Source organism: Micromonospora sp. NPDC048868 (genome assembly GCF_043198195.1).
Taxonomy (GTDB): domain Bacteria; phylum Actinomycetota; class Actinomycetes; order Mycobacteriales; family Micromonosporaceae; genus Micromonospora; species Micromonospora reichwaldensis.
This window is the reverse complement of record NZ_JBICUN010000007.1, coordinates 81,153-105,929: the sequence shown is the minus strand read 5'-3', so window position 1 is coordinate 105,929 and position 24,777 is coordinate 81,153. Positions and strand designations below refer to the sequence as shown.

Here is a 24,777-nt window from a genome sequence, read left to right as displayed (position 1 = left end):
TACGTAGCACGCCAGCGCGGGCCGGCGTTCCGGCCGGCCCGCCCGACACCTCGAGGACGGGAGCCCATGATGCGCCGGATCGCCGTCCTCGACGCGCCCAGCAACCTCGGCCTGCGCCCACCCACGTCCACCTCGGTCCCCGGCTGCGGCAAGGCCCCGGGCGCGCTGCGCGACCAGGGGCTGCTCGCCCGGCTGCGGGCCCGCGACGCGGGCTGCCTCACCGCGCCCCGCTACGACCCCGGCGACTGGCGACCGGGTGACGGGGTCTGCCACGCCCGCGAGATCGCCGACTACTCGGTGGCGCTCGCGGAGCGCATCGGCGCCATCATCGACCGCAGCGAGTTCCCGCTGGTGCTCGGCGGCGACTGCTCCATCCTGCTCGGTTCGGCACTGGCCATGCACCGGCTCGGCGAGGCGGTCGGCGGGCGCATCGGGCTGGTCTTCGTCGACGGCCACTCCGACTTCCGGCATCCCGGCAACGCCTCCTACGTGGGAGCGGCGGCGGGCGAGGACCTCGCGCTGGTCACCGGGCGGGGGCAGGCCGACCTGGCCGCCATCGAGGGGCGTCGGCCGTACTTCCGCGACATCGACGTGGTGGTGCTCGGCATCCGGGCACAGGACGAGTACCGCCTCGACCTCCAGGCCGCCGGGATCACCACCCGGCCGGTGCCGGCGCTGCGCGCCGAGGGCGCCGCGCGTACGGCACAGTGGGCGCACGAGCAGCTCGCCGACTGCGCCGGCTACTGGGTGCACATCGACGTGGACGTGCTGGACCCGGCCGTGATGCCGGCGGTCGACGCCCCCGACCCGGGCGGGATCGCCTTCGCCGAGCTGGAGATCCTGCTCGCCGGCCTCGTCGACACCCCGCACTGCCTCGGCGTCGAGCTGACCGTCTTCGACCCCGACTACGACTTGGACGGCGCGTACGCGGCCGAGATCGTCAACACCGTGGTGGCCGGGCTGCGCCCGGTCTCGGCGCCGACGGCTTCGCCGCCCCGACTGCTGCCGGGCCCGTCGGCGTCCGCCGCCCCGCCCGCGCCGTCACGCTCTGCCGCCCCCACCAGGCCCTCCGCCCCCACTGCCCCCACCACGCCCTCTGCCTCCGCCGCGTCGAGCGTGCCGTCGTCGTCTGCCGACCCCGGCGTGCCGTCTACCTCTGCCGTCTCGTCCGGGCCGTCTGCCGTCTCGTCCGGGCCGTCTGCCGTCTCGTCCGGGCCGTCTGCCGTCTCGTCCGGGCCGCCTGCGGTGTCGGCTGGGCCGTCTGCGGTGCCGTCCGGGCCGTCTGCCGCGTCGGCTGGGCCGTCTGCCGCGTCGGCTGGGCCGTCTGCGCTTGCCGCCCCTGCCACGCGCTCGGCGTCTGCTGGCTCGGTTGGGCCGTCGGCGTCTGCGGATTCGGCCGGGCCGTCGGCGTCTGCCGGCTCGGTCGTGCCCTCGGCTCGGCGGAGCAACGGTCGTCCCGAGGTGCCGATCATGCCTCCGTCGGCCTCCGCCCCGGCGCTCGTTTCCGCCCCCGTTCCACGCGTTGACGGAGACGACCGGTACCCGGGCGGCGCCGAGGAGCGTGCCGATGACGTTCCGCCAGCCCCGCTTCGGCCGCTCGGGCCGGTGGCCCCGGTTGCCGCCGCCTCCGACGGTCTCGCCGTGCCGGAACCCGTCGGCCCGCCCGCCTCCGCAGGCCCGGGCCTGCTGCGCCGGGCACCGCTCGCGGGCCTCGACCCGGGCGACCCGCTGCCCGCGCCCGAGGACGGCACCTCGCCATCCGCCGCCGGTATCGCCTGACCCCCTGTCGAGCTGCCCCATCTGTGCGCCCACCTGCCGGGCCCGGTCGCGCCGGGACGGCTGATGGCACGTGCCCAGGGCAGGGCGAGGCGGGGCGGCTGGTGGCACGTGCCCAGGGCAGGGCGAGGTGGGCGGCTGATCGCACGTCCCCGGTTCAGGGCAAGGCGGGGCGGCTGATCGCACGTGCCCAGGGCAGGGCAAGGCGGGACGGCTAACCGCACGTGCCCGGTTCAGGTCACGGCGGGGCGGCTGGTGGCACGTGTCTAGGACAGGTCACGGCCGGGCGGCTGGTGGCACGTGCCCGAGACGGTCGAGACGGGCGCGGTCGAGGCAGGGCCGATTGAGCTAGGCCGGTGCGCCTGCGGGTCCGGTCGCGGAGGCTGGTGGGACGCGAGGTGACGGGTGGAACACCATGGGTGTCACCAAAGGTTTTTGACACCCATGGTGTTCCACCGGTGGATTGCCGGATGTGCGCCCGGCGGGCGTCGGCGCCTGCCCCGTCGGTAGGGGCAGCTCCACAGCGTCGCTCCGGTTGCGCGGGAACGCCCGCCAACCAGTGGTGATCAGGACGCCATGGACGTTAAAACCGCCCGGTAACGTCCATGGCGTCCTGATCACCAATGCTCGCTTCTGGCGGCAGGCAGGTGGGGCTCCCGGTGCGGCGACCGGCCCTTTGCGCGCTGTTCGACCTGGTGATCATCGACGAAGCCGCGCAGTGCACCGTCGCTTGGGCCGCCGAGGCTGCCGCAACTACACGTCGCCGTCGCCGACACGTGACGGACGACGCCGACCCGGACGTGGTCGCGTGAACCGCGAAGCAGCGGTGCCCACGGGTGCCCGACGCTGCCGGCACCGACGCTGCCGGCACCGACGACACCGGCACCGACGACACCGGCACCGGCACCGACGCTGCCGGCACCGTCGAGGCCGGTACCGGTGTCGGTGTCGGTGTCGGTGTCGGTGAGGTTGGTCAGCGGGAGAGGGCGCGGAGGAAGCGTTCGGCGGCGGGGACAGCGGTGGCGGTGCTGGCTCCGCCCTTCTCGACGAAGACCGCGAACGCGACGTCGCCCTGCCAGCCGACGAACCAGGCGTGCGTGTGCGCCGGGTTGTCGTCGTATTCGGCGGTGCCCGTCTTGCCGTGCACCGGCGCGCCCGGCACGTCCCGCAGCGCGCTGCCGGAGCCGGCCGTGACCACCTCCCGCATCATCGCCCGGACCCCCTCGACCGACTCCGGCTTGAGCTGCGGGCCGGGGGCGGCGGGCTGGGCCGGGGCGGGGTCGAGGACCAGTTTCGGCTGCTCGAACCGACCCCGGGCGACCGCTGCGGTGGCCGACGCCATGGCCAGCGGGCTGACCAGCGTGGTGCCCTGGCCGATGGCGGCGGCGGCCTGCTCGGTCGCCCCGCCGTTCGCCGAGACCTTGCCGGTGAAGGCGTCGAGGCCGACGTCCCACTGCCCCTCCAGCCCGAGGGAACGACCGGTCACGGCCAGTCCGTCGGGGCCGAGCTTCGGCGCCAGCGCGGCGAACGCGGTGTTGCAGGACTTGGCGAAGTCGGTGCGGAAGGGCACCGGCCCCAGCACGAAGTTCTCGGAGTTCTTGAACGGCTTGCCGTCGACGGTGAACGTCTTCGGGCAGTCCACCGTCGCGGCCGGCGTGACCGCGCCCCGGTCGAGCAGGCCGAGCGCGCTGACCATCTTGAAGGTGGAGCCCGGCGGGACCTGGGCGGTGAAGGCCAGGTTCTCCCCGGCCGCGCCGGGACCGTTGGCCGCGGCGAGCACCGCGCCGTCGCTGATCCGCACCGCCACCAGCGCCGCCCGGCGCTTCTCGCTGCGCAGGGCGGTGTCGGCCGCGTTCTGGGTGGCGACGTCGAGCGTGGTCTTGACCGACTGCCCCGGCTTCGGCTCGCTGCGGAACACCTCGGTGCCGGTGGGCACCAGCGTGCCGTCCGGGCCGGGGCGCTCGGTGATCACGGTCAGCCCGGCCGCGCCGCGTAGCCGCTCGTCGTGGCGGCCCTGGAGGCCCCCGTGGCCGACCAGGTCGCCGGCCTCGTAGCGGTCGGGGTGCTGGGCGAGGTCGTCGGCCTGGGCCGGGTCGACGGAGCCGAGCACCGCCCGGGCGAACTCGCGGGTGGGGGCCAGGTCGAGCTTGTCGCTGCGGAACTTGGTGCCCGGCAGGTCGTAGATGCGTTGTTTGATCTGCCGGTACGCCTCCTCGCGCAGGGTCACCACCTCGACGAACGCGCCCGGATCCGCGTCGTCGAGCCGCTTGCGCAGCCCGGAGAGGTCCACCGGCGGGGTGATCGCCGGTCGGATCGCCCGGAAGGCCGAGTCCAGCCTCCGGGTCAGGCCAGGGAGGTCGGTGACCTCGCCCGGTTGGAGCCCGACCCGCACCACGGGTCGGGGCGCCACGATCGGCTGGCCGGCGGCGTCGAGCACCGCGGCCCGGGTGGCGGTGTCGCGGCGCAGCCCGAGCCGCTCGCCCCGGGTGAGCTGCTCCTGCACCACCTGCGGCTCCCAGATCACCCGCCACTCGTCGCCGCCGCGGGTGAGCCGCACCGGACGCTCGTACGCCCAACGGGTCCCGCCCGGGAGGGCCCAGTCGACCTTGACCACCGAGGTCGCGACGTCCTTGGTCACCTTCGCCTCGCCCCGGCGGGTCAGCGTCGGTGGCGTGGCCGCCAGCTCGCCGGAGAGCTCCTTGAGCTCGCGGGCGACGTCGGCTGCCGGCACCTTGGCGCCGGTCGGGTCGACGAAGCCGACGGCCTGGAGGTCGCCCGAGCGCCAGCCGGCCAGGAACGCGTCGACGCTGCGCTCCGGTCCGTCACCGCCCGAGCACGCGGTGAGGGCGCCGGCTGCGAGCGCGGTCGCGGCGAGCAGCGCCAGCGGCGGGCGGAGCCGGTTGCGGCGGGGGCGGCGGGGGTACGACAGGTGCATGGAAGCGGATCTCCGATCTCGGAACTGCCCTGCACGCTAGTACGGCGGCGCGGTCCGCACCGTCCCCCCGCACCGGGACGTGCGGAAAGAGAGCCGCTGCCCGGGTGATGAACGACTGGTGGCGGGGTACTCCCGAACCGGCCAACCTCGTACCCGCAACGGGTGAAAGGACGAAGTCCGGAACCGGACGTCCGCACTGTGGTCCGCCGAGCAAGGGGCGGAACGGCAGGGCCTAGGCTGGGCGGCAGAGTGACCCACAATGCGGTGGGTCGAGGGGAGTGGCACCGATGGACCGGCGTCCGGCGATCAAACCGGGACCCGACCTCCGGCAGGATGACACCGGCCGGGACGACAGCTTCGATTCGGCGACCGACGGGGACGGCTTCGGCCGGCTCGACACAGGAGTGACCGGGATGACCGGTTCGAGTATCGACACCCTCTACGATCTGGGCCTGCCCGTCGACGCGCTGGCCGACGACGTGGAGGACAACGAGCTCGACGAGCCTGTTCCCAACGTGGAGCGCCTGGTCGCCCAGGCGGTCGCGCTTGCCGGCGACGACCACGACGCGGCGACCCTGGTCAGCCGCTTCTGGCGGTTCGCGCCGGACGAGGAACTGATCGGCTTCACCGCCGAGGAGATGCTGGAGGCGGCTCGCGCGCACCGCGACCTCGCCCAGCAGCGCGTACCGGGCGAGTTGAAGCTGCGCATCCACGAGCCCGACGCCGAGCAGCACCACTCCGTCATCGAGATCGTCACCGACGACATGCCGTTCCTGGTCGACTCGGTGACCGCCCTGCTCAACTCGCACCACCTGGACGTGCACCTGCTGGTCCACCCGCTGGTGGTGGTCCGGCGCGAGCCGCTGGGCCAGCTGGTCGAGGTCTCCGCCGACGTCGAGCCCGACGACGCCATCGCCGGCGACCTGGTCGAGAGCTGGATGCACATCGAGATCGACCCGGTGCGCGACGCCGCCGAGCGGGACCGGCTGCGCCGGGAGCTCCAGCGGGTGCTCACCGACGTGCGGGAGGCGGTGGAGGACTGGCCGAAGATGCGCCAGCGCGCCCTCGCCCTCGCCGACGAGCTGGCCGCCGCGCGGACGTCGGACAACCGGCCGCCGGTGCCGGAGAAGGACATCACCGACTCGGTGGAGCTGCTCCGCTGGCTCGCCCACGACCATTTCACGTTCCTGGGCTACCGGGAGTACCGGCTGGTCGACACCGGCGAGTCGGGTGCCGGGGACGGGGAGCGGGGCAGCGGCCAGGCCCTGGAGGCGGTGCTCGGCACCGGTCTGGGCATCCTGCGCCAGGACTCCCCGGAGGCCCGGCCGCTGTCGTCGATGACGCCCGAGGCGCACGACAAGGTCACCGAGAAGCGGCTGCTGATCATCACGAAGGCGAACTCGCGGGCCACCGTGCACCGCTCCGCCTACCTCGACTACATCGGCTTCAAGATCTTCAACGAGGCCGGCGAGGTGATCGGCGAGCGGCGTTTCCTGGGGCTGTTCTCGACGGCCGCGTACCGGACCAGTGTGCAGGAGCTGCCGGTGGTCCGCCGCAAGGTGGCCGAGGTGCTGGACCGCTCCGGCCTGAGCCAGCGCAGCCACTCCGGCAAGGACCTGCTCCAGATCCTGGAGACCTACCCGCGCGACGAGCTGTTCCAGATCAAGACCGAGGACCTCTACCACGCGGTCATCGGGGTGCTGCGGATGGCCGGCCGCCGGCAGCTGCGGGTGTTCCTGCGCCGGGACGCGTACGGGCGGTTCATCTCCTGCCTGATCTACCTGCCCCGGGACCGGTTCACCACCCAGAACCGCCTGCGGATGCAGGACATCCTGCTGCGCGAGCTGAACGGCGTCGGGGTCGACTACACGACCCGGGTCACCGAGTCGATGCTCGCCCGGGTGCACTTCATCGTCCGGACCGACCCGAGCCGGACTCCGGGCGACATCGACGCCGACCTGCTCGCCGAGGAGCTGGCCGACGCGACCCGGCTCTGGGACGACGACTACCGGCTGGTGCTGGAGCGCAAGCTCGGCGACGAGCAGGCCAAGCACCTGTTCACCCGCTACGCCGACGCCTTCCCGGAGGGCTACAAGGACGGCCACACGCCGTACGAGGCCATGAAGGACCTGGCGAAGCTGGAGCTGCTGGAGGAGCCCGGCCAGCTGGAGATGCACCTGTTCCGCAAGCAGCTCGCGCCGCGGGCCGGTGGGCGGGGGCCGGACGTCGACGAGGCGATGGACGTCCGCTTCAAGGTCTACCGCTACGGCGAGCCGATGATGCTCTCCGCCGTGCTGCCGGTGCTGCACTCGCTCGGCGTCAAGGTGGTCGACGAGCACCCGCACGAGGTGGACCGGATCGACGGTCGGGTCTACCTCTACGACTTCGGGCTGCGGCTGCCGGAGGGCCACCAGGAGCTGTCCGAGGTGCGCCCGCACGTGGAGAACGCCTTCGCGGCGGCGTGGCGGGGCGAGGCCGAGGTGGACGGCTTCAACGAGCTGGTGCTGCGCGCCGGCCTCACCTGGCGGCAGGTCGTGGTGCTGCGCGCGTACGCGAAGTACCTGCGCCAGGCCGGCACGGTCTTCTCCCAGGAGTACATGGAGCAGACCTTCATCGCGTACCCGAGGATCGCCGCCCTGCTGGTGGAGCTGTTCGAGGTGCGGTTCGCGCCCGGTGAGGACGGCCACGAGCAGCGGCAGCAGCGCAGCGCCGAGCTGGTGGGCGACATCCGGGCCGCGCTGGACGACGTCGCCAGCCTCGACCAGGACCGGATCCTGCGCGCCTACCTGACGATGATCCAGGCCACCCTGCGCACCAGCTTCTACCAGAAGCGCACCGACGGGCGGCCGAAGTCGTACGTGGCGCTCAAGCTGGACCCGCAGGCGATCCCGGACCTGCCGGCGCCGCGGCCGAAGTTCGAGATCTTCGTGTACTCGCCGCGCTTCGAGGGCGTGCACCTGCGGTTCGGGCCGGTGGCCCGGGGCGGGCTGCGCTGGTCCGACCGCCGGGAGGACTTCCGCACCGAGGTGCTCGGCCTGGTCAAGGCGCAGATGGTGAAGAACGCCGTCATCGTGCCGGTGGGCGCCAAGGGCGGCTTCGTGCTCAAGCAGAAGCCGGGGGACCGCGACGAGGCGGTGATCTGCTACAAGGAGTTCATCTCCGCCCTGCTCGACGTCACGGACAACATCGTCAGCGGCGAGATCGTGCCGCCGGAGGACGTGGTCCGGCACGACGGCGACGACCCGTACATGGTGGTCGCGGCGGACAAGGGCACGGCGACGTTCTCGGACATCGCCAACGAGATCTCCACGGCGCACCAGTTCTGGCTCGGCGACGCGTTCGCCTCTGGCGGCTCGGCCGGCTACGACCACAAGAAGATGGGCATCACCGCCCGGGGCGCCTGGGAGTCGGTGAAGCGGCACTTCCGCGAGATGGGTCACGACACCCAGACCCAGGACTTCACCGTGGTCGGTGTCGGCGACATGTCCGGCGACGTGTTCGGCAACGGGATGCTGCTGTCGGAGCACATCCGGCTGGTGGCCGCGTTCGACCACCGGCACATCTTCCTCGACCCCGACCCGGAGGCCGCCGCCTCGTACGCCGAGCGGAAGCGGCTGTTCGACCTGCCCCGCTCGTCGTGGGAGGACTACGACCGGGGACTGATCTCGGCCGGCGGCGGGGTGTACCCGCGTACCGCCAAGTCGGTGCCGGTCTCGCCGCAGGTCCGCGCGGTGCTGGGCCTGGGCGACGACGTCACGCAGATGTCGCCGCAGGAGCTGATGAAGGCGATCCTGACGGCGCCGGTCGACCTGTTCTGGAACGGCGGCATCGGCACGTACGTGAAGGCCTCCAGCCAGACCAACGCGGAGGTGGGCGACAAGTCCAACGACGCGATCCGGGTGGACGGCAGGAACCTGCGGTGCCGGGTGGCCGGCGAGGGCGGCAACCTGGGCTGGACCCAGCTCGGCCGCATCGAGTACGCCCAGACCGGCGGCCGGATCTACACGGACTTCATCGACAACGCGGCCGGGGTGGACTGCTCCGACCACGAGGTGAACATCAAGATCCTGCTGAACACGGCGGTCGCCGACGGCGCGTTGACCGTCCCCGAGCGGGACGAGCTGCTCGCCGCGATGACCGACGAGGTCGCCGAGCTGGTGCTGCGGGACAACTACGACCAGGCCCGGGCGATCAACAACGCGCAGGCGCAGGCCGCCTCGCTGCTGCCCGTGCACCGGCGGATGATCACCGATCTGGAGCGTTCGGGGGCGCTGGACCGGTCCCTGGAGGCGCTGCCGCCGGACGACGAGATGGCGGTGCGGACGGAGTCCGGGCTGACCGCGCCGGAGTTCGCGGTGCTGCTCGCGTATGTCAAGATCGTCCTTGAGACGGAGATCCTGGCCGAGGGGCTCGCGGACGAGGAGTGGACGACCGAGGTCCTGGTCAACTACTTCCCGACGCCCATGCGTGAGCGGTTCGCCGACCGGATGGGCCAGCACCGGTTGCGCCGGGACATCGTGACGACGGTCCTGGTCAACGAGGCGATCAACCGGGGCGGCATCTCGTTCGTCTTCCGGGTGGTCGAGGAGACGGCCGCCCCGGCGGCGGACGTCATCCGGGCGTACGTGGTGGTCCGCGAGGTGTTCGGGCTGGGCGCGCTCTGGGACGCGGTGGAGGACCTGGACAACAAGGTCGACCCCGAGTTGCAGACCAGCGTGTACCTGGACACCCGGCGGTTGGTCGACCGGGCGGTGCGGTGGTTGGTGACCAACCGCCGGTCGCCGATCGACGTGCCGGCGGAGATCGCCCGGCTGCGCGACGGGGTGGCCCAGCTCCTGCCCGATCTGGAGGAGCGCTTCTACGGCAGCGAGCGGGACTCCCTCGCGGCGCACATCGACTCGCTCACCGAGCGGGGGCTGCCGCGCGACCTGGCCGAGCAGGCGACCCGGCTGATGTACAGCTTCGGCCTGCTCGACGTGGTGGAGACCGCGGCGAGCAGCGGGCGGGACGTCGGCGAGGTGGCGTCGGTCTACTTCGTGCTCTCCGACCGGTTCCGGGTCGACTCGCTGCTGTCGAAGATCTCCCTGCTGCCGCGTGAGGACCGCTGGCAGACGCTGGCCCGGATGGCGCTGCGCTACGACCTGTACGCCGCGCTGGCCGCGCTGACCGCGGAGGTGCTCGACTCCACCGCCGGCAGCCTGTCGCCGCAGGAGCGGGTGCTCCAGTGGGAGCAGTCGAACGCCACGTCGATCCACCGCGCCGAGCGGGCGATGGGGGAGTTCGACGAGTCCCGGGCGGACCTCGCCGCCCTGTCGGTGCTGCTGCGCCAGATCCGCACCCTGGTGCGGACCTCCGCCGCCGCCTGACGCGTACGGCACGCGGCCCGGCCGGTCTCCCGACCGGCCGGGCCGCGTCGTGTCCCCCGGTGGAGGCTGCCGCGTGGATGCCGGCTCACGCCGGCATGGAGGCGAAGACGACCACGTTGTCGGGGTAGCTACCGGCAGCCTGGTCGAAGGTCCCGCCGCAGGTGACCACGCGCAGGCCGGGCCGGTCGCTGGGACCGTAGACCTGCTCGGTCGGGAACTCCGTCTTCGGGTACGCCTTGACCGACTCGACCGTGAAGGTGGCCCGCTGCCCGTCCTCCCGGGTGACGGTGATGGTGTCGCCCGGTTGCAGGGCACCGAGGGAGAAGAAGACCGCCGGCCCGATCTCCGCGGAGTCGACGTGCCCGACGATGACCGCGTTGCCGATCTCACCCGGGCTCGGCCCCGGCTCGTACCAGCCGGCCAGCTGCGCCTGCTCCAGCGGGGGCACCTGGACGGTGCCGTCCGGGTTGGTGCCGAGCGACATGATCGAGGCGTCGACCCCGATCCGGGGGATGGCGATCGTGGTGGGGGCGGAGCGCGCCAGGCCCGTGCCGGCGACGTCCGGGTCCGCGTCGGGGTTCGGCACATCGGCGTCCGCCGGCCCGGTGCTGGCGGGTGCGGCCAGGGGCTGCGGGGGGCGGGGAGCGGGCGCGGTCTTGACCGAGGCGCCGATCAGACCGGCGCCGACCATGGCGACCACGACGACGACGGCCGCGCCGGCGGCGCGCCACGGTGTCCCGTGACGGCCGCCGGCCGGTGTCGCCGTCATGTCAGACGAAGGACTCATCGGTCCGACGCCGGCGCATCAGCACGAGGCCGCCCAGGGCCGCCGCGCCGATCAGGCTCGCCCCACCGGCGGCCAGGCCCCGGTCGGTGCCGGCGGCGACGCCACCGTCACCACCGTCGACCCCACCGCGCGGCAGCACGACCAGTTCGCCCTCGCCGCAGGAGCCCTTGAGCTCGTAGCGGCCCGGCTTGGCGTCCTCGGAGACCTCGGCCTCGCCGTAGTAGATGAAGTCCCGCTTGTGCTCCCAGCGGTCCTCGTCCTTGCCGTTGCCCTCGGACTCCTCGTCCGACCAGCCGCTGTCGTGGCCCTTCCGGTCGTACTCGTCCGAGCCGTACCCGTCGTGGTCCTTGCGGTCCTCGCGGTCGTACTCGTCCGAGCCGTTGCTGCCCGAGCCGTACTTGTCCTCGCGGCCCTCGCGGTCGCTCTTGTCGTGGCCCTTGTCGCGGCCTTCGCGGTCGCCCTCGGCGTCCTGGCCGTGCTCGTAGCCCTTCCAGTCGCGCTCGCCCTCGGCGCCGGCGTCGGCGGCGCCGCCACCCTGGCCGTTGGTCGGCGGCTTCGGCTGCCCGGTGGCGGTGGCGGTGGCGGTCGGCTGCGGCTTGGGCGTCTCGTCCTTGCCGTTGTCGTCCTTGCCGTGGTCGCGGCCCTTGTCGTGGTCGCGGCCCTTGTCCTCGTGGTCCTTGCCCTTGTCGTGGTCGCGGCCCTTGTCCTCCTGGTCGCGGCCCTTGTCGTGGTCGCGGGAGTCCTCCTCCCCGCCACGCCAGTCGTTGCGGCCCTCGGCCGGCTTGAGCTTGACCTTGCCGGTGACCTTCGACCACACGAAGGCGTGCTCCTGCCGGTCGGGGCAGACCTCGAGCAGCTTGACCGTCTCGCCCGCCCTGACGACGTGCGGCTTGGCGTAGACCTTGCCCTCGTCGTCGTGGTGGCCGTCCGCGAACGCGATCCCCGGCGTGAACACGAGCAAGGAGGCGCCACCGAGGGCCGCGCCAGCAACGACCTTCCCGAGCATCTTGTTTGCCATGACCTGCGTCACTCCATCCCTGTTGTCCTAGAGCCCGGTGACAACCGAGCTACGGACGACGTTAGACCGATTCACGAGCTATGCAGGGAAAGATTCGTGTTTTGGTATTTGCGGAGGCTAAGGGCGGTAGGGGAGCTACGCCGCTTTGGTGACGTGTCCGGCTGGCTCGGGTGGTTCCCGCCCTCACGGCACCCGGAGGGCCCGGTCGCGCGGCGCGTGCCCGCGCCGGTGGGCGCGTCCCGTCCCGTCCGCCCCGCCGGCACCGGCCGTCCCCTCCGGCCACTCCCTGCCGCATCGAGGCATTGCCATGGAAGCGCTCCCATGCAAGAATCGCTGCACGCGGTTCGGGGAGCCACACCGCGCAGGTAGGAGTCGAGGGCACCGGTCCGCCGGACGACCTCCCGCCTCCCGACCGGCCCATCGTCGCCGGTCGGACCACCACCAAACGCCCGTCCGGGTCGGGCACCCCCGAAGAACCCGTGGTGCCGGCGGACGTCCGCGCAGGACGCCCATCGGGCCGTATCGCCGGGCCGTCAACGGATCCGGTCTCGCCCAAGGAGATCAGTAGCATGAATGTGTGGAGAAGGCTGTCCGGCCCCCGCCGGGCCCTCGCGCTCGGTGGCGCGGGCGCTCTGGTCGCGGGCGGACTGGTGACCCTGCCGGTCACCGTGGCGCATGCCGCCACCCAGTGTGACGTGTCGTACACGACAAGCGACTGGCAGGGCGGGTTCACCGCCTCCGTCAACATCAAGAACACCGGCGACGCCCTGAACGGCTGGACGCTGGGCTTCACCTTCCCCGACGGCAGCCAGCGGGTGCAGCAGGGCTGGTCGGCCCGCTGGTCGCAGAGCGGCCAGAACGTCACCGCGCAGAACGAGTCCTACAACGGCGTGGTGGCCAGCGGCGCCACGGTGAGCCTCGGCTTCAACGGCGCCTGGAGCGGCAGCAACCCGAAGCCGACGTCGTTCACGCTCAACGGCGTGACCTGCAACGGCGGCACCAACCCCACCACCCCGCCGCCCAGCACGCCGCCGCCCTCGACGCCGCCGCCGACCACCCCGCCGCCCACCACGCCGCCGCCCACCACCCCGCCCCCCGGTCAGCGGGTGGACAACCCGTACCTCAACGCCAAGGGGTACGTGAACCCGGAGTGGAAGGCCAAGGCCGAGTCCGTGGCCGGTGGCAGCCGGGTGTCGAACAACCCGACCGCCGTCTGGATCGACCGGATCGCCGCCATCAACGGCACCCCGGACAGCAGCTCCAACGGCGCGATGGGCGTCCGCGACCACCTGAACAAGGCGCTCGAGCAGGGGGCGAACTACATCCAGTTCGTCATCTACAACCTGCCCGGCCGCGACTGCTCGGCGCTGGCCTCGAACGGTGAGCTCCAGGCTCACGAGCTGCCGCGCTACAAGGCCGAGTACATCGACCCGATCGCTGCGATCCAGGGCGACCCGAAGTACGCCAGCCTGCGGATCGTCAACATCATCGAGATCGACTCGCTGCCGAACCTGGTGACCAACACCTCCGGCAACCCCGGCGGCACGGTCATGTGCGACACGGTGAAGGCCAACGGCGCCTACGTCAACGGGGTCGGCTACGCCCTGTCGAAGCTGGGCGCGATCGGCAACGTCTACAACTACATCGACGCCGCGCACCACGGCTGGATCGGCTGGGACAGCAACTTCAGCCCGACCGCGCAGATCCTGAAGGACGCCGCCGTCGCCTCCGGCAGCACGGTGAACAACGTGCACGGCTTCATCGTCAACACCGCCAACTACTCGGCGCTGCGTGAGCCGCACTTCAAGGTGACCGACAACGTCAACGGCACCACCGTGCGGCAGTCGAAGTGGGTCGACTGGAACTTCTACGTGGACGAGCTCTCGTTCGCCCAGGCGTTCCGCAACGAGCTCGTCGCCAAGGGCTTCGACTCGAAGATCGGCATGCTGATCGACACGTCCCGCAACGGCTGGGGCGGCACCGCCCGGCCCACCGGCCCGGGCGCGACGACCAACGTGGACACGTACGTCAACGGCGGTCGGGTGGACCGTCGGTTCCACACCGGCAACTGGTGCAACCAGGCCGGGGCTGGCCTGGGCGAGCGGCCGAAGGCCGCGCCGGAGCCGGGCATCGACGCCTACGTCTGGGTGAAGCCCCCGGGCGAGTCGGACGGCTCCAGCAAGGAGATCCCGAACAACGAGGGCAAGGGCTTCGACCGGATGTGCGACCCGACCTACACCGGCAACGCCCGCAACGGCAACAGCATGAGCGGCGCCCTGCCGGACGCCCCGATCTCGGGCGCCTGGTTCCCGGCGCAGTTCACGCAGCTCATGCAGAACGCGTACCCGGCGCTCTGAGACTGGAGCCCACCCGCCGCTGGCAGTAGGTGAGGCGCTCCAGCGGCAGGTTCCCCGGGCCCCCGGTCCGACCGTCCGACGGTCGGGCCGGGGGCCCCTCGCGTACGCCGGTCAGGGCACCGTCTTCTCGATCGCCGCGCGGCCCAGCTCGGCCAGGTCCCGGCGGGCCCGCTCGACGTTCTCCGGCGTGATGTCCTGCCCCCGGGCCGCGACCAGGTCCTCCGGCTCCCAGGGCTGCTCCGCCCCGGTGCGGATGTCGTCCGGGGCCGCGCCCGTGCCGGTGCCGGTCGCGCCGGTGCCGGCGGCGTACGGGTCGCCGATCAGCTCGTCGCCGCCCGACCGGTCCCCGGTGAACGACGGAGTGTCGCGGTCGGCGCCGCCGCCGGTCCTCAGCTGCGGGATGCCGGTGTCGTCCTCGACCGCCGCGGCCACCTCCGGGCTCTCCTCCAGCGGTCGGTCACGGTCACGATCCGTCATGTCGCTGCCCTCCTGTCGCCAGGTGGTCTCCTGATCCTGCTCGCGTACCCGGCGGGGCGGTGCCCATGCCGGGTGCCGGCGGGGCGGCTCAGCGCTCCTCGTCGGAGGTCTCCGGCGGTTCGACCGGATTGCGCCACTGCCAGAGCAGCATCAGCACGCCGAAGGCGAGCATGCCGAGACCCGCCCAGAGGTTGATCCGGACCCCCTGCGCCTTCTGCACGGCGGAATCGCCGTCGAAGACGCCGATCAGGGTGACGATCGCCCCGTACGCGGTGAAGAGGCCACCGATCACCCGGCGGATGTCGAACAGCCGGGCGGCGGCCGAACGGCGGCGGGCCTCCTCGGTGGCCTCGACCGACCGGTCGTGCCCGTGCGGGTTGAGGTTTTCCATGCTCATGGCCGAGCACCCCTTCCTAGAAGAACGGCACGTAGAGGAGGAGGGACAGCGCCACCGCGATCAGGCCGAGGAGCACCGGCGAGCGCCACCAGACGGCGTCCCCGGTCAGCAGGTCGCCCTTCACGTCGACGGCGCCCATGCCGTAGACCAGCCCGCGCAGGTCGTCGTCCTGTTTCCTCGCGGTGAACGGGGTGACGACGGCGGCGACGACGGCCGCCGTGACGAACGCGATGCCGGCGCCCCAGAAGCTCTCTTCCAGGTCGGAGTTGAAGTGCACCACCCCGGCCTTGTAGAGCAGGTAGGTGGCCAGCGCCGCCAGGGTGCCCAGCAGCAGGGAGAGGAAGCCGGCCGCCGCGCTCATCCGCCGCCAGAACATGCCGATGATGAAGGTGGCGAACAGCGGCGCGTTGAACAGCGAGAACAGCGCCTGGATGTAGTTCATGATGTTGCTGAAGCCGGCGGCGATGAACGCCGTGCCGATGCCCACCAGCACGCCGCCGACCGTCGCCCACCGGCCGATGCGGATGTAGTAGTCGTCGGGGCGGTCCCGGCGCACGTACTGCTGCCAGATGTCGTAGGTGAACACGGTGTTGAAGCCGCTCACGTTCGCCGCCATGCCGGCCATGAACGACGCGACCAGGCCGGTCACCGCGATCCCGAGCACGCCGTTGGGCAGCAGGTCACGCATCAGCAGCGGGATCGCGTTGTTGTAGACCAGGTCGCCGCTCTCCGCGCCGAGCCCCTGCACCGTCACCAGGGCGACCAGGCCGGGGATCACCGTGACCACCGGGATGAGCAGCTTCGGGTACGCGGCGATGATCGGCGTTCGCCGGGCGGCGCTCATGTTCTTGGCCGACAGCGCGCGCTGCACCTCGGCGAAGTTGGTCGTCCAGTAGCCGAAGGAGAGCACGAAGCCGAGCCCGAAGACGATGCCGATCCAGTGCGCGCCGAGCGGGTTGTCGGTGCCGCCGGTGTCCTGCCAGGTGTGTAGCCCCGCCTCGCCCAGCTTGGACTCGCGCACCGCGTCCATGAGGCCGGACACCCCGCCCACCTTGACCAGTCCCAGGATCGTGATCGGCAGCAGGCCCGCGATGATCACGAAGAACTGGAGCACCTCGTTGTAGATCGCCCCGGAGAGCCCACCCACGGTGATGTACGCCAGCACGATCAGCGCGCCGATGACGATGGCGACCCAGAGCGGCCAGCCGAGCAGCGCCTGCATGATCAGTGCCAGGGCGTAGAGGTTCACGCCGGCGATGAGCACCTGGGCGACGGCGAAGCTGAGCGCGTTCAGCAGGTGGGTGGGGCGGTTGAAGCGCAGCCGTAGGTACTCGGGCACGCTGCGGACCTTGGAGCCGTAGTAGAACGGCATCATCACGATGCCGAGGAAGACCATCGCCGGCACGGCGCCGATCCAGTAGTAGTGCAGCGTCATCGCGCCGTACTGGGCGCCGTTGGCGGCCATGCCGATGATCTCCAACGCCCCGAGGTTGGCCGAGACGAAGGCCAGGCCGGTCACCCAGGCGGGCAGCGAGCGGCCGGAGAGGAAGAAGTCGACGCTGGTCCGGATGGCCCGCCGGGCGGCGAAACCGACACCGAGCACCGTGACGAAGTAGAGCGCCAGGATGCCGTAGTCCAGGACGTTCATGTTCAGCCGCAGGCCATCGCCGTCCATCCCGGTAACCCTTCGTCGACCATCCGTGTCCGGTGCGTGTGCGCGCGGGCAATTACCCCGAACGCGCAGTTTCACGCCTGCGGCGGCCAAACCCGCCCGCACCCCGTTTTCCCGGCCCGGGTGGGCACGGACGGGGCGGCCCGCACCGGAGGCGTCGGAGGGCGGCCATCGACAGCGGAGTCCGGACGCGGCGGCGCCCCCGGCCGGTCGGCCGGGGGCGCCTGAGGGGAACCGGGGTCAGCGCCCGAGCACCCGGTCCAGGAAGTCGCGGTAGTGGCGGACGGCCATCCGGAGCTGTTCGGTGTCGGCGGAGCCGGCGTCCTGCCAGCCGCCCAGCTTGTTCTTCTGCGCGGACAGCGCCGAGGAGAGCGCCTGGATGGCCTCGTCGACAAGCGACTGGGCCTCCCCGGCCGCCGCGCGGGGATCGTCCACGAAGCGCAGCTGGACGTTGCGCCAGCGGTCCCGGAAGCCCTGCGCCGTCGCCGGGTCGAAGAGGCTGGCCGGTTCGGCGGCCACGGTCGAGCCCGCCGGCCGGTCGGTGCCGGCGGCCCCCAGTTCCCCGGTGGCCGCGCGTCCGGCCGGCGCGTGCTCGGCGTCCGGGTCGACCATCGCGGGCGTGGCGCTGCCGTACCCGGCCGCCCCGGCCGCGCCGCCCTCCGGGTCCCCAGCCCACCCGGTGACGTCGGCCCGACGCTCGGGACGGCCGTCGGCGGCGTCCGGCGGCAGCACCTCGGCGCCGTCCCGGCGGGCCTGCCGGTCGTCGGAACGGTCGTCGCCAAGCCCGACGGAACGGTGGAACTCGGCGGTCGGGTCCGCCCGGCGGCCCTCCCGGGGGCCGCCCACGGCACCGTCGCCCGGCCGCGCGGTCGACTCCGTACGCGGGTCGGGCTCGTCCTCCGGCAGGGGGCTGGCCAGGGCGGACGCGGCGACCGCGCCGCCGACGCTGGTGGCCCCGAAGGCGGTCGGCACCGGCCCCGGCTCGTGGAACCCGCCCTCGCGGTCGGTGTCCCGGTCGTCCGGCCGGGCCCGGCGGGCGTCCCGGTCGCGCGACGGCTCGTCGTCGTGGCCGGCCCGGTCGCGGTCGGCGACCGCCGGATCGTCGAAGGTGCCCCGGTCGTCGAGGACGTCCTCGGGTACGTCGGCCCGGCCGGACCGGTCGCCCGGAGGCGGCACCGGCACCGGCTCGGAGCGGACGGCCTCGGGGTGCTCGTTGCCCACCCGCTGCTCTTCCTGGCGCATGGTCATCCTCCTAGCGGCTCGTGACGTCGTGCTGGCTGTCCGGGTCGTGCTGCTCGGACGGTCGGGCTCCGACCGGCTCCTCGCCGAGCAGGTCTGCGAAGAGGGCGCGGTAGTGGACGACGGCCTGGCGGAGTTCCTCGGTGCTCGCCTCGCCCCGGGAGTTGCGCAGGTGGATGTCGTGGGCGTCGCGGTAGTGGCCCAGCGTGCGGGCGTGCTCGACGGAGAGGTGGGCGATCTGGTCGGAGAACTCGCCGGTGGGGTAGCCACGTTCCGCGATGAGCCGGGTGACCAGTTCGTCCGCCTCGCCCACGGTCTCGGCGGGGGAGTCGACGAAGCGGACCTGGAGCTCCTCCCACGCGGCGGAGTACCGGGCCCGGGACTCGGGGGCGAGGGGGGTCAGCGTGAGCTCCGCGTGGCGGCGCTCCCGCTCCCGCAGCTCCCGCTCGGCGGCGGTCCGGCTGTCCTGCTCGGCGACGGCACGGTCGTACTCGGGACCGAACCGCGACCGCAGCGCGCGGCGGCGGGCGTACGACCGGGCGGCCACGGCTACGGCCGCGATCACCAGCACGACGAGAACGATGACGACTATCTGCGTGGGCGACATGGCTCCTCCTTCGTCAGGTGGTATTCCCTCCGCTCACTGCCCGCCAATCCCGTTCCGGTGCACTTTCCTGACGACCGGCCGGCGCGGGCCCCGCCATGACGAGTCACACAGGGTGCCTAGGACGCCCAAAACTTGACTCATTCCAAAAAGCGAGCTTGGGTGGGGTGAGTCCACGAGCCAGCCGCCACACCGATCAGGAGGAGAGCCATGAGCGACCCGCAGGCCAACAGGCCGATCCTCACCACCCGTCAGGGTCACCCCGTGCACAACAACCAGCAGCAGCGGACGGTCGGTTCGCGCGGCCCGGCGACGCTGGAGAACTACCACTTCCTGGAGAAGATCAGCCACTTCGACCGGGAGCGCATCCCGGAGCGGGTGGTGCACGCCCGCGGCTTCGTCGCGCACGGCGAGTTCGAGGCGTACGGGACGATCGGCGACCAGCCGGCGTCGACGTACACCCGGGCCAAGCTGTTCCAGACCAGGGGCCATAAGACCCCGGTGACCATCCGCTTCTCCACCGTCATCGGCGGCCGGGACTCCTCCGAGGCGGCGCGCGACCCGCGCGGCTTCGCCGTGAAGTTCCGCACCGAGGACGGCAACTGGGACATGGTGGGCAACAACCTCCAGGTCTTCTTCATCCGCGACGCGATCAAGTTCCCGGACGTGATCCACGCGCTGAAGCCGGACCCGGTCACCTTCCGCCAGGAACCGAACCGGATCTTCGACTTCATGTCGAACACGCCCGAGTCGATGCACATGCTGACCTGGCTCTTCTCCCCGTACGGCATCCCGAAGAACTACCGGACGATGCGCGGCTCCGGGGTGAACACCTACCGCCTCGTCAACGCCGAGGGCGAGGGCGTGCTGGTCAAGTTCCACTGGCTGTCCCAGCAGGGCGAGCACAACCTCACCCAGGCCGAGGCGGACGCCATCCAGGCCACCGAGCTGGGTCACGCCTCGAAGGACCTCTACGAGGCGATCGAGCGCGGCGACCACCCGAAGTGGGAGCTCAACGTCCAGGTGATGAGCGACGACGAGCACCCGGAGCTGGACTTCGACCCGCTCGACGACACCAAGATCTGGCCGGAGGAGGACTTCCCCTACCTGCCGGTCGGCATGATGACGCTCAACCGCAACATCACCGACCACCACAACGAGAACGAGCAGATCGCCTTCGGCACCGGCGTGCTGGTCGACGGCATCGACTTCTCCGACGACAAGATGCTGATCGGCCGGACGTTCTCCTACTCGGACACCCAGCGTTACCGGGTCGGCCCGAACTACCTCCAGCTGCCGGTCAACCGGCCGCGCGAGGACGTGCGGGTCAGCACCAACCAGACCGGCGGCCAGATGTCGTACGGGGTGGACGACCGCGGCGCCAACCCGCACATCAACTTCGAGCCGTCCTCGGTCGCCGGTCTCCGGGAGGCCGACGAGTCCTACCGGGAGTACCGTCCGTTCGTCTCGGGCCAGGTCATGAAGGCCCCGATCGAGCGGCAGAACAACTACTCCCAGGCGGGCCGGCGCTACCGCGAGATGGCCGACTGGGAGCGGGACGACCTGATCCTCAACCTCACCACCCTGCTGGCCCAGTGCGACAAGCACATCCAGGAGAAGATGGTCTGGCACTTCAGCCAGTGCGACGCCGACTACGGCCGCCGGGTCGCCGAGGGCCTCGGCATCTCCGTCGACGCCTGATCCGTACCGCCCACGAACGTCCCGCCGGCCCCCGGCGGGGCGTTCGTCGATCATGGACGTTCGTCCGGTAGGCCCGGCGCGACGGACGGTAGTGCATCGGGCGAGGATTACGTATCCTGCCCAAGGCGTCAGCCGGACCTGCCCGGCACCGCGGGCCGGAACAGTCCGACCGCGACGCTGCCCGGCCGGCGCCGGCGCCCCCGCAGCCACACCTTCCGGGCGAGGTCTGATTGAACACCCGCGACTGGCCGATCCGCTCGAAGCTGACCGCATTGGTCGTCGTGCCGGTGACCGCGCTGCTGGCACTCTGGATCTTCGCCACCACACTCACCTTCGGGCCCGCCCTCGACCTGCTCGCCGCCCGGACGCTCCTCTACGACCTCGGCCGTCCCGGCGAGACGGTGGTGGCCGAGCTGCAACGGGAACGCCGGCTCTCGGTGGTGCAGTTGGCGGGCGACAGCGACGCGCCGGGGCTCGCCGAGCAGCGGCAGCGGACCGACCGGGCGATCGCGGAGCTGCGCCGGCGGGTCGGCGGGGAGGAGTTGCGCGACGCCGCCGACGCCATCCTCGACGCCCGGCTCGACCAGCTGGTCACCGCGCTGGACGCGCTGCCCGCCGGGCGGGGCTTCATCGACCGGCGGGCCGTGGACCGGGCCGGCGCGGTCGGGCTCTACAGCGGAATGATCAACTCGGCCTTCCAGGCGTTCTCCGCGATGGCCAACCTGCCCGACCGGGACCTCAACCGGCAGGCCCTGGCCGTCACCGGGCTCGGCCGGTCCCGGGAGCTGCTCGGGCAGACCGACGCCCTGCTCGCCGGGGCGTTCACCGCCGGCCGGTTCGCCGACGGCGAGCACCTCCAGCTGGTGCAGACCGTCGCCAACCAGCGGTTCCTCGCCGAGACGGCGATCGCCGACCTGCCGGACGCCGAGCGCGCCGCGTTCCAGCGGCTGACCGAGGGGGCGGCCTTCGCCCGGTTGCGGGCGATGCAGGACGAGCTGGTGGGCGCTGGCTCCGCCACCCGGCCGAGGGTGGACCCGAGGGCCTGGCAGGAGAACTACCAGGCGGTGCAGCAGGCGCTGCGGGAGTTCGAGCTGGCGCAGGCCGACGGGCTCGCCGAGCGGTCGGTGCCGTCGGCCGTGCGCATCCTGGTCCGCCTCGGCGCCGCCGGGCTGCTGGGCCTGGCCGCCGTCGTGGTCTCGGTCCTCGTGTCGCTGCGGGTCGGCCGCAACCTCGCGCACCGGCTCTCCGGCGTACGCACGGCCGCGCTGGAGACAGCCGAGCACCGGCTGCCCGACGTGGTGGCCCGGCTGCGCCGGGGCGAGCAGGTCGACGTCGCCCGGGAGGCGCCCCCGCTGGAGTACGGCGGCGACGAGATCGGCCAGGTGGCGCGGGCGTTCACCGCCGTGCAGCGCACCGCCGTGCAGTCGGCCGTCGACGAGGTGACCCTGCGCCGGGGGCTCAACGAGGTGTTCCTCAACATCGCCCGGCGCAGCCAGGGGCTGGTGCACCGACAGCTCGCGCTGCTCGACCGGATGGAGCGGCACACCGAGGACCCGGACGAGCTGGCGGAGCTGTTCCGCGTCGACCACCTCGCCACCCGGCTGCGGCGGCACGCCGAGGACCTGGTCATCCTGGCCGGCGCGGCCCCCGGGCGGGGCTGGCGCAACCCGGTCGCGACGGTCGACCTGGTCCGGGGCGCGATCTCCGAGGTCGAGTCGTACGACCGGGTCGACATCACCACCGTGGCACCCGCCGGCGTGCTGGGGCGGGCCGTCGGCGACGTGATCCACCTGCTCGCCGAGCTGATCGAGAACGCCACCGCGTTCTCGCCGCCGAAGACCCGGGTGGAGGTCTCCGGCCAGCACGTGGCGAACGGCTACGCGGTGGAGGTCACCGACCGGGGCCTGGGCATGCCCGCCGCCGCGCTGGAGGACACGAACCGGCGGCTGGCCCGCTCGCCCGACTTCGAGCCGTCCGAGACCGCCCGCCTCGGACACTTCGTGGTGGCCCGCCTCGCCGCCCGGCACGGGGTCCGGGTGCGGCTGCGCCCGTCCGACGGCGGCGGGCTGACCGCCGTGGTGCTCATCCCCGCCGACCTGGTCACCGACGAGCCCGCCCTGCCCCCGACGGGCGGCCCGCCGGTGGCGCCCCGACCCGCCTCGACGTCGGAGGAGCGGCGGCTCGCCCGGGCGGGCCGGCTGGGCACGCTGCCCCGCCCGGCCCGCTCCACCGGGCCCGCCACGCCCCGCTCCGCCGGGGCTCCGGCCTCCTCCCGCCCCGCGCACGCCGGCACGGGCCCCGCGCGGCCGGCCCCGGCCGGCGTACCGTCCGCGGGCCGGCGGGACGGCGCGGCCCCCGATGGTCCGGCCCCGAGTGGCGCGGCTGCCGGTGACCCGGCCCCGGACGGAGTGGCCTCCGGTGGTTCCGCTCCGGACGGCGCGGCCTCCGGTGGTCCGGCTCCGGGCGGCGCGGCCTCCGGTGGTCCGGTCCCGGACGGCGCGGCCTCCGGTTCGGCCCCGGGTGGGGCGGCCGCCGGCGGTCCCGCCCCGGTCGAGGCCGTCGGGGAGATCGACGGGCTGCCCCGTCGGGTGCGCCGGCGGCCGCCGGCGGTCCGGCCCCGACACCCGGACACGACCGGGGAGCACTCGTTGGCCGGGGACGCCTCGGGGCGGCGGTCCGCGCTGGACGGCCCGACGCTGCGGCAACCGGTGATCGCCAGTCCCGCCCCGCGCAGCCCGGAGGAGGCACGACGGATCATGTCCGCACTGCAGGCCGGCACCGCCCGTGGCCGCGCGGCGGCCACCGGGACGACCCCGCGACAGGCCGCGCCCGCCGCCGCCGCCGACCGGCCGGACCCGCCTCGTGCGGACCCGAGCCCGACGCCGGCCGACCCGCCGCGTGCGGACCCGAACCCGACGCCGGCCGAGCAGCCGGTGGACACCGAACCCAGGACCGCGACTGAGAGGGACGCCTGATGCATCCGACAAGGCAGAGCGCCGATCTCGACTGGTTGCTCGACGAGCTGGTGGAACGGGTGCCGCCCGCCCGACAGGCGGTGGTGCTCTCGGCGGACGGGCTGCTGATGGGCTCCTCCGCCGGAATGGACCGTGCCGACGCCGAGCACCTGTCCGCGCTGGCGTCCGGCTTCTCCAGCCTGGCCCGGGGCGCGAGCCGGCAGGTGGCCGGCGGGGCGGTCCGGCAGACCGTGGTGGAGATGGAGTCCGCGTACCTCTTCGTCACCGCGGCCGGGCAGGGCGCCTGCCTGGCCGTGGTCGCCGACGCGGATGCGGACATCGGCCTCGTGGCGTACGAGATGGCGATGCTCGTCACCCGGGTCGGGGAGTACCTCAGCGCCCCGGCCCGGACGACGGCGGGGACCGCCGATGCGGGCTGAGTCGCCCGGGCCGCAGCACGAGTGGCTGGACGACGACGCCGGCCCGGTCGTGCGGCCCTACACCCTCACCGGCGGTCGGGTCCGCTCGGGCGCGGTCGGCTTCGACCTGGTCGCGTACGTGCTGGCCGAGGCGGCCGCCGACCCGACCGTCCACCCGGAGCTGCACCCCGAGCACCGGCGCCTGGTGGAGCTGGCCGCCCGACCGGTCCCCGTCGCGGAGCTCGCGGTCGACCTCGACCTCGCGGTGGGCGTGGTCCGCGTGCTCCTCGGCGACCTGCTGTCGCGCGGGCTGGTCGCGGTGCACCAGCCGACGGCCGCCGCATACCTGCCCGACGACGACATCCTCAAGGCGGTGGTCAGTGGACTCCGTGCGCTATGACCGAACCGGATCCGACTCCCGGATCCCGCTCGCGTTGAAGATCCTGATCGCCGGAGGGTTCGGCGCCGGCAAGACGACGCTGGTGAGCGCGCTCAGCGAGGTCCGGCCGTTGCAGACCGAGGAGGTGCTGACCGGTGCCGGCATCGGCACCGACGACCTCTCCGGCGTCGAGACGAAGTCGACCACCACGGTGGCGATGGACTTCGGCCGGATCACGATCAACGACGACCTCCAGGTCTACCTCTTCGGCACCCCGGGCCAGGACCGGTTCTGGTTCCTCTGGGACGAGCTGGCGTTCGGCGCGCTCGGGGCCGTGGTGCTCGCCGACACCCGCCGGCTGGCCGACTGCTTCCCGTCGATCGACTACTTCGAGCAGCGGGGCGTCCCGTTCGTGGTGGGGGTGAACTGCTTCGACGGCGCCCGCCGGTTCAGCCTGGAGTCCGTACGCCAGGCGCTGGACCTCGACCCCGACGTGCCGCTGGTGCTCTGCGACGCGCGGGACCGGCAGTCCGGCAAGGAGGTGCTGATCGCGCTGGTCGAGCACGTGGCCCGGCAGCGCGGCGAGCCCGTGCCGGCGGCCTGAGCCGGCGGGCCTCGTCCGGCGGCCGCCACGATTCGGTGGGGGTTTCGGGGCTAAGCGGGCGGCTCAGTGGGAACGCTTGTGGGATCGACGGA

Annotated in this window: 15 protein-coding genes and 1 pseudogene; 8 read left to right on the top strand and 8 right to left on the bottom strand. The window is 72.7% G+C overall.

Features of this window, described 5'->3' with window-relative positions:
* Positions 1-66: 66 nt before the first annotated feature.
* Positions 67-1,048: pseudogene (locus tag ACGFNF_RS13635) on the top strand (arginase family protein); the annotation flags it as partial.
* Between the two features lie 1,701 nt (positions 1,049-2,749).
* Here ACGFNF_RS13635 and ACGFNF_RS13630 read toward each other — a convergent pair.
* Positions 2,750-4,711: a penicillin-binding transpeptidase domain-containing protein gene (locus ACGFNF_RS13630; RefSeq protein WP_393167928.1), complete on the bottom strand. Its 1,962-nt coding sequence runs from the start codon at positions 4,709-4,711 to the stop codon at positions 2,750-2,752.
* A 287-nt stretch (positions 4,712-4,998) separates the two neighbouring features.
* On the opposite strand from ACGFNF_RS13630, the gene ACGFNF_RS13625 reads away from it, so the two are divergent.
* The gene (locus tag ACGFNF_RS13625; protein ID WP_357577183.1) at positions 4,999-10,077 is read left to right on the top strand and encodes an NAD-glutamate dehydrogenase; all 5,079 of its coding nucleotides are present in this window, start codon (positions 4,999-5,001) and stop codon (positions 10,075-10,077) included.
* 85 nt (positions 10,078-10,162) lie between these two features.
* On the opposite strand, the gene ACGFNF_RS13620 is transcribed toward ACGFNF_RS13625, so the two are convergent.
* Together ACGFNF_RS13620 and ACGFNF_RS13615 are read right to left on the bottom strand one after the other, a co-directional pair.
* A complete protein-coding gene (locus tag ACGFNF_RS13620; RefSeq protein ID WP_357578790.1) occupies positions 10,163-10,846 on the bottom strand; it encodes a class F sortase in 684 nt (227 codons plus the stop codon).
* A 1-nt stretch (position 10,847) separates the two neighbouring features.
* Positions 10,848-11,882 carry a hypothetical protein gene (locus tag ACGFNF_RS13615; protein ID WP_393167926.1) on the bottom strand — a complete coding sequence of 345 codons (1,035 nt, stop codon included), beginning with the start codon at positions 11,880-11,882 and terminating at the stop codon, positions 10,848-10,850.
* A 569-nt stretch (positions 11,883-12,451) separates the two neighbouring features.
* On the opposite strand from ACGFNF_RS13615, the gene ACGFNF_RS13610 reads away from it, so the two are divergent.
* Complete coding sequence (locus ACGFNF_RS13610; protein ID WP_357578792.1) at positions 12,452-14,239, top strand: glycoside hydrolase family 6 protein; 1,788 nt, start codon at positions 12,452-12,454, stop codon at positions 14,237-14,239.
* Positions 14,240-14,350: 111 nt separating this feature from the next.
* Here ACGFNF_RS13610 and ACGFNF_RS13605 read toward each other — a convergent pair whose 3' ends face one another.
* The 5 genes from ACGFNF_RS13605 to ACGFNF_RS13585 form a co-directional block, all read right to left on the bottom strand.
* Positions 14,351-14,716 carry a hypothetical protein gene (locus tag ACGFNF_RS13605; protein WP_327029414.1) on the bottom strand — a complete coding sequence of 122 codons (366 nt, stop codon included), beginning with the start codon at positions 14,714-14,716 and terminating at the stop codon, positions 14,351-14,353.
* Between the two features lie 88 nt (positions 14,717-14,804).
* The gene (locus tag ACGFNF_RS13600; protein ID WP_357578793.1) at positions 14,805-15,113 is read right to left on the bottom strand and encodes a hypothetical protein; all 309 of its coding nucleotides are present in this window, start codon (positions 15,111-15,113) and stop codon (positions 14,805-14,807) included.
* A gap of 16 nt (positions 15,114-15,129) precedes the next feature.
* The gene (locus ACGFNF_RS13595; RefSeq protein ID WP_357578794.1) at positions 15,130-16,788 is read right to left on the bottom strand and encodes a sodium:solute symporter family protein; all 1,659 of its coding nucleotides are present in this window, start codon (positions 16,786-16,788) and stop codon (positions 15,130-15,132) included.
* A 237-nt stretch (positions 16,789-17,025) separates the two neighbouring features.
* Positions 17,026-18,027: a hypothetical protein gene (locus ACGFNF_RS13590; RefSeq protein ID WP_393167923.1), complete on the bottom strand. Its 1,002-nt coding sequence runs from the start codon at positions 18,025-18,027 to the stop codon at positions 17,026-17,028.
* Positions 18,028-18,037: 10 nt separating this feature from the next.
* Entirely contained in the window at positions 18,038-18,631 is a 594-nt protein-coding gene (locus ACGFNF_RS13585; RefSeq protein ID WP_151453310.1) for a hypothetical protein, read from the bottom strand.
* 207 nt (positions 18,632-18,838) lie between these two features.
* Between ACGFNF_RS13585 and ACGFNF_RS13580 the strand changes: the two genes are divergently transcribed.
* The 5 genes from ACGFNF_RS13580 to ACGFNF_RS13560 all read left to right on the top strand — a co-directional run bounded on the left by ACGFNF_RS13580 (position 18,839) and on the right by ACGFNF_RS13560 (position 24,685).
* Positions 18,839-20,329 carry a catalase gene (locus ACGFNF_RS13580; RefSeq protein ID WP_393167920.1) on the top strand — a complete coding sequence of 497 codons (1,491 nt, stop codon included), beginning with the start codon at positions 18,839-18,841 and terminating at the stop codon, positions 20,327-20,329.
* A gap of 230 nt (positions 20,330-20,559) precedes the next feature.
* Positions 20,560-23,304 (top strand): nitrate- and nitrite sensing domain-containing protein, encoded by a 2,745-nt coding sequence (locus tag ACGFNF_RS13575; RefSeq protein WP_393167918.1) that lies wholly within the window; start codon positions 20,560-20,562, stop codon positions 23,302-23,304.
* On the top strand, positions 23,304-23,723 hold the full coding sequence (locus tag ACGFNF_RS13570; RefSeq protein ID WP_311412012.1) for a roadblock/LC7 domain-containing protein: 420 nt from the start codon (positions 23,304-23,306) through the stop codon (positions 23,721-23,723). The genes ACGFNF_RS13575 and ACGFNF_RS13570 overlap by 1 nt, the downstream gene beginning before the upstream one ends.
* A complete protein-coding gene (locus ACGFNF_RS13565; RefSeq protein ID WP_357578797.1) occupies positions 23,713-24,102 on the top strand; it encodes a DUF742 domain-containing protein in 390 nt (129 codons plus the stop codon). Before ACGFNF_RS13570 ends, ACGFNF_RS13565 begins: the two co-directional genes overlap by 11 nt.
* Complete coding sequence (locus ACGFNF_RS13560; protein ID WP_357578798.1) at positions 24,083-24,685, top strand: ATP/GTP-binding protein; 603 nt, start codon at positions 24,083-24,085, stop codon at positions 24,683-24,685. Before ACGFNF_RS13565 ends, ACGFNF_RS13560 begins: the two co-directional genes overlap by 20 nt.
* The last annotated feature ends 92 nt before the right edge of the window (positions 24,686-24,777 follow it).

Excerpts from the sequence above, each read along its gene's own strand:
- ACGFNF_RS13630 (WP_393167928.1), bottom strand. The coding sequence starts at position 4,711 with ATGCACCTGTCGTACCCCCGCCGCCCCCGCCGCAACCGGCTCCGCCCG.
- ACGFNF_RS13625 (WP_357577183.1), top strand. The coding sequence starts at position 4,999 with ATGGACCGGCGTCCGGCGATCAAACCGGGACCCGACCTCCGGCAGGAT.
- ACGFNF_RS13620 (WP_357578790.1), bottom strand. The coding sequence starts at position 10,846 with ATGACGGCGACACCGGCCGGCGGCCGTCACGGGACACCGTGGCGCGCC.
- ACGFNF_RS13615 (WP_393167926.1), bottom strand. The coding sequence starts at position 11,882 with ATGGCAAACAAGATGCTCGGGAAGGTCGTTGCTGGCGCGGCCCTCGGT.
- ACGFNF_RS13610 (WP_357578792.1), top strand. The coding sequence starts at position 12,452 with ATGAATGTGTGGAGAAGGCTGTCCGGCCCCCGCCGGGCCCTCGCGCTC.
- ACGFNF_RS13605 (WP_327029414.1), bottom strand. The coding sequence starts at position 14,716 with ATGACGGATCGTGACCGTGACCGACCGCTGGAGGAGAGCCCGGAGGTG.
- ACGFNF_RS13600 (WP_357578793.1), bottom strand. The coding sequence starts at position 15,113 with ATGAGCATGGAAAACCTCAACCCGCACGGGCACGACCGGTCGGTCGAG.
- ACGFNF_RS13595 (WP_357578794.1), bottom strand. The coding sequence starts at position 16,788 with ATGGACGGCGATGGCCTGCGGCTGAACATGAACGTCCTGGACTACGGC.
- ACGFNF_RS13590 (WP_393167923.1), bottom strand. The coding sequence starts at position 18,027 with ATGCGCCAGGAAGAGCAGCGGGTGGGCAACGAGCACCCCGAGGCCGTC.
- ACGFNF_RS13585 (WP_151453310.1), bottom strand. The coding sequence starts at position 18,631 with ATGTCGCCCACGCAGATAGTCGTCATCGTTCTCGTCGTGCTGGTGATC.
- ACGFNF_RS13580 (WP_393167920.1), top strand. The coding sequence starts at position 18,839 with ATGAGCGACCCGCAGGCCAACAGGCCGATCCTCACCACCCGTCAGGGT.
- ACGFNF_RS13570 (WP_311412012.1), top strand. The coding sequence starts at position 23,304 with ATGCATCCGACAAGGCAGAGCGCCGATCTCGACTGGTTGCTCGACGAG.
- ACGFNF_RS13565 (WP_357578797.1), top strand. The coding sequence starts at position 23,713 with ATGCGGGCTGAGTCGCCCGGGCCGCAGCACGAGTGGCTGGACGACGAC.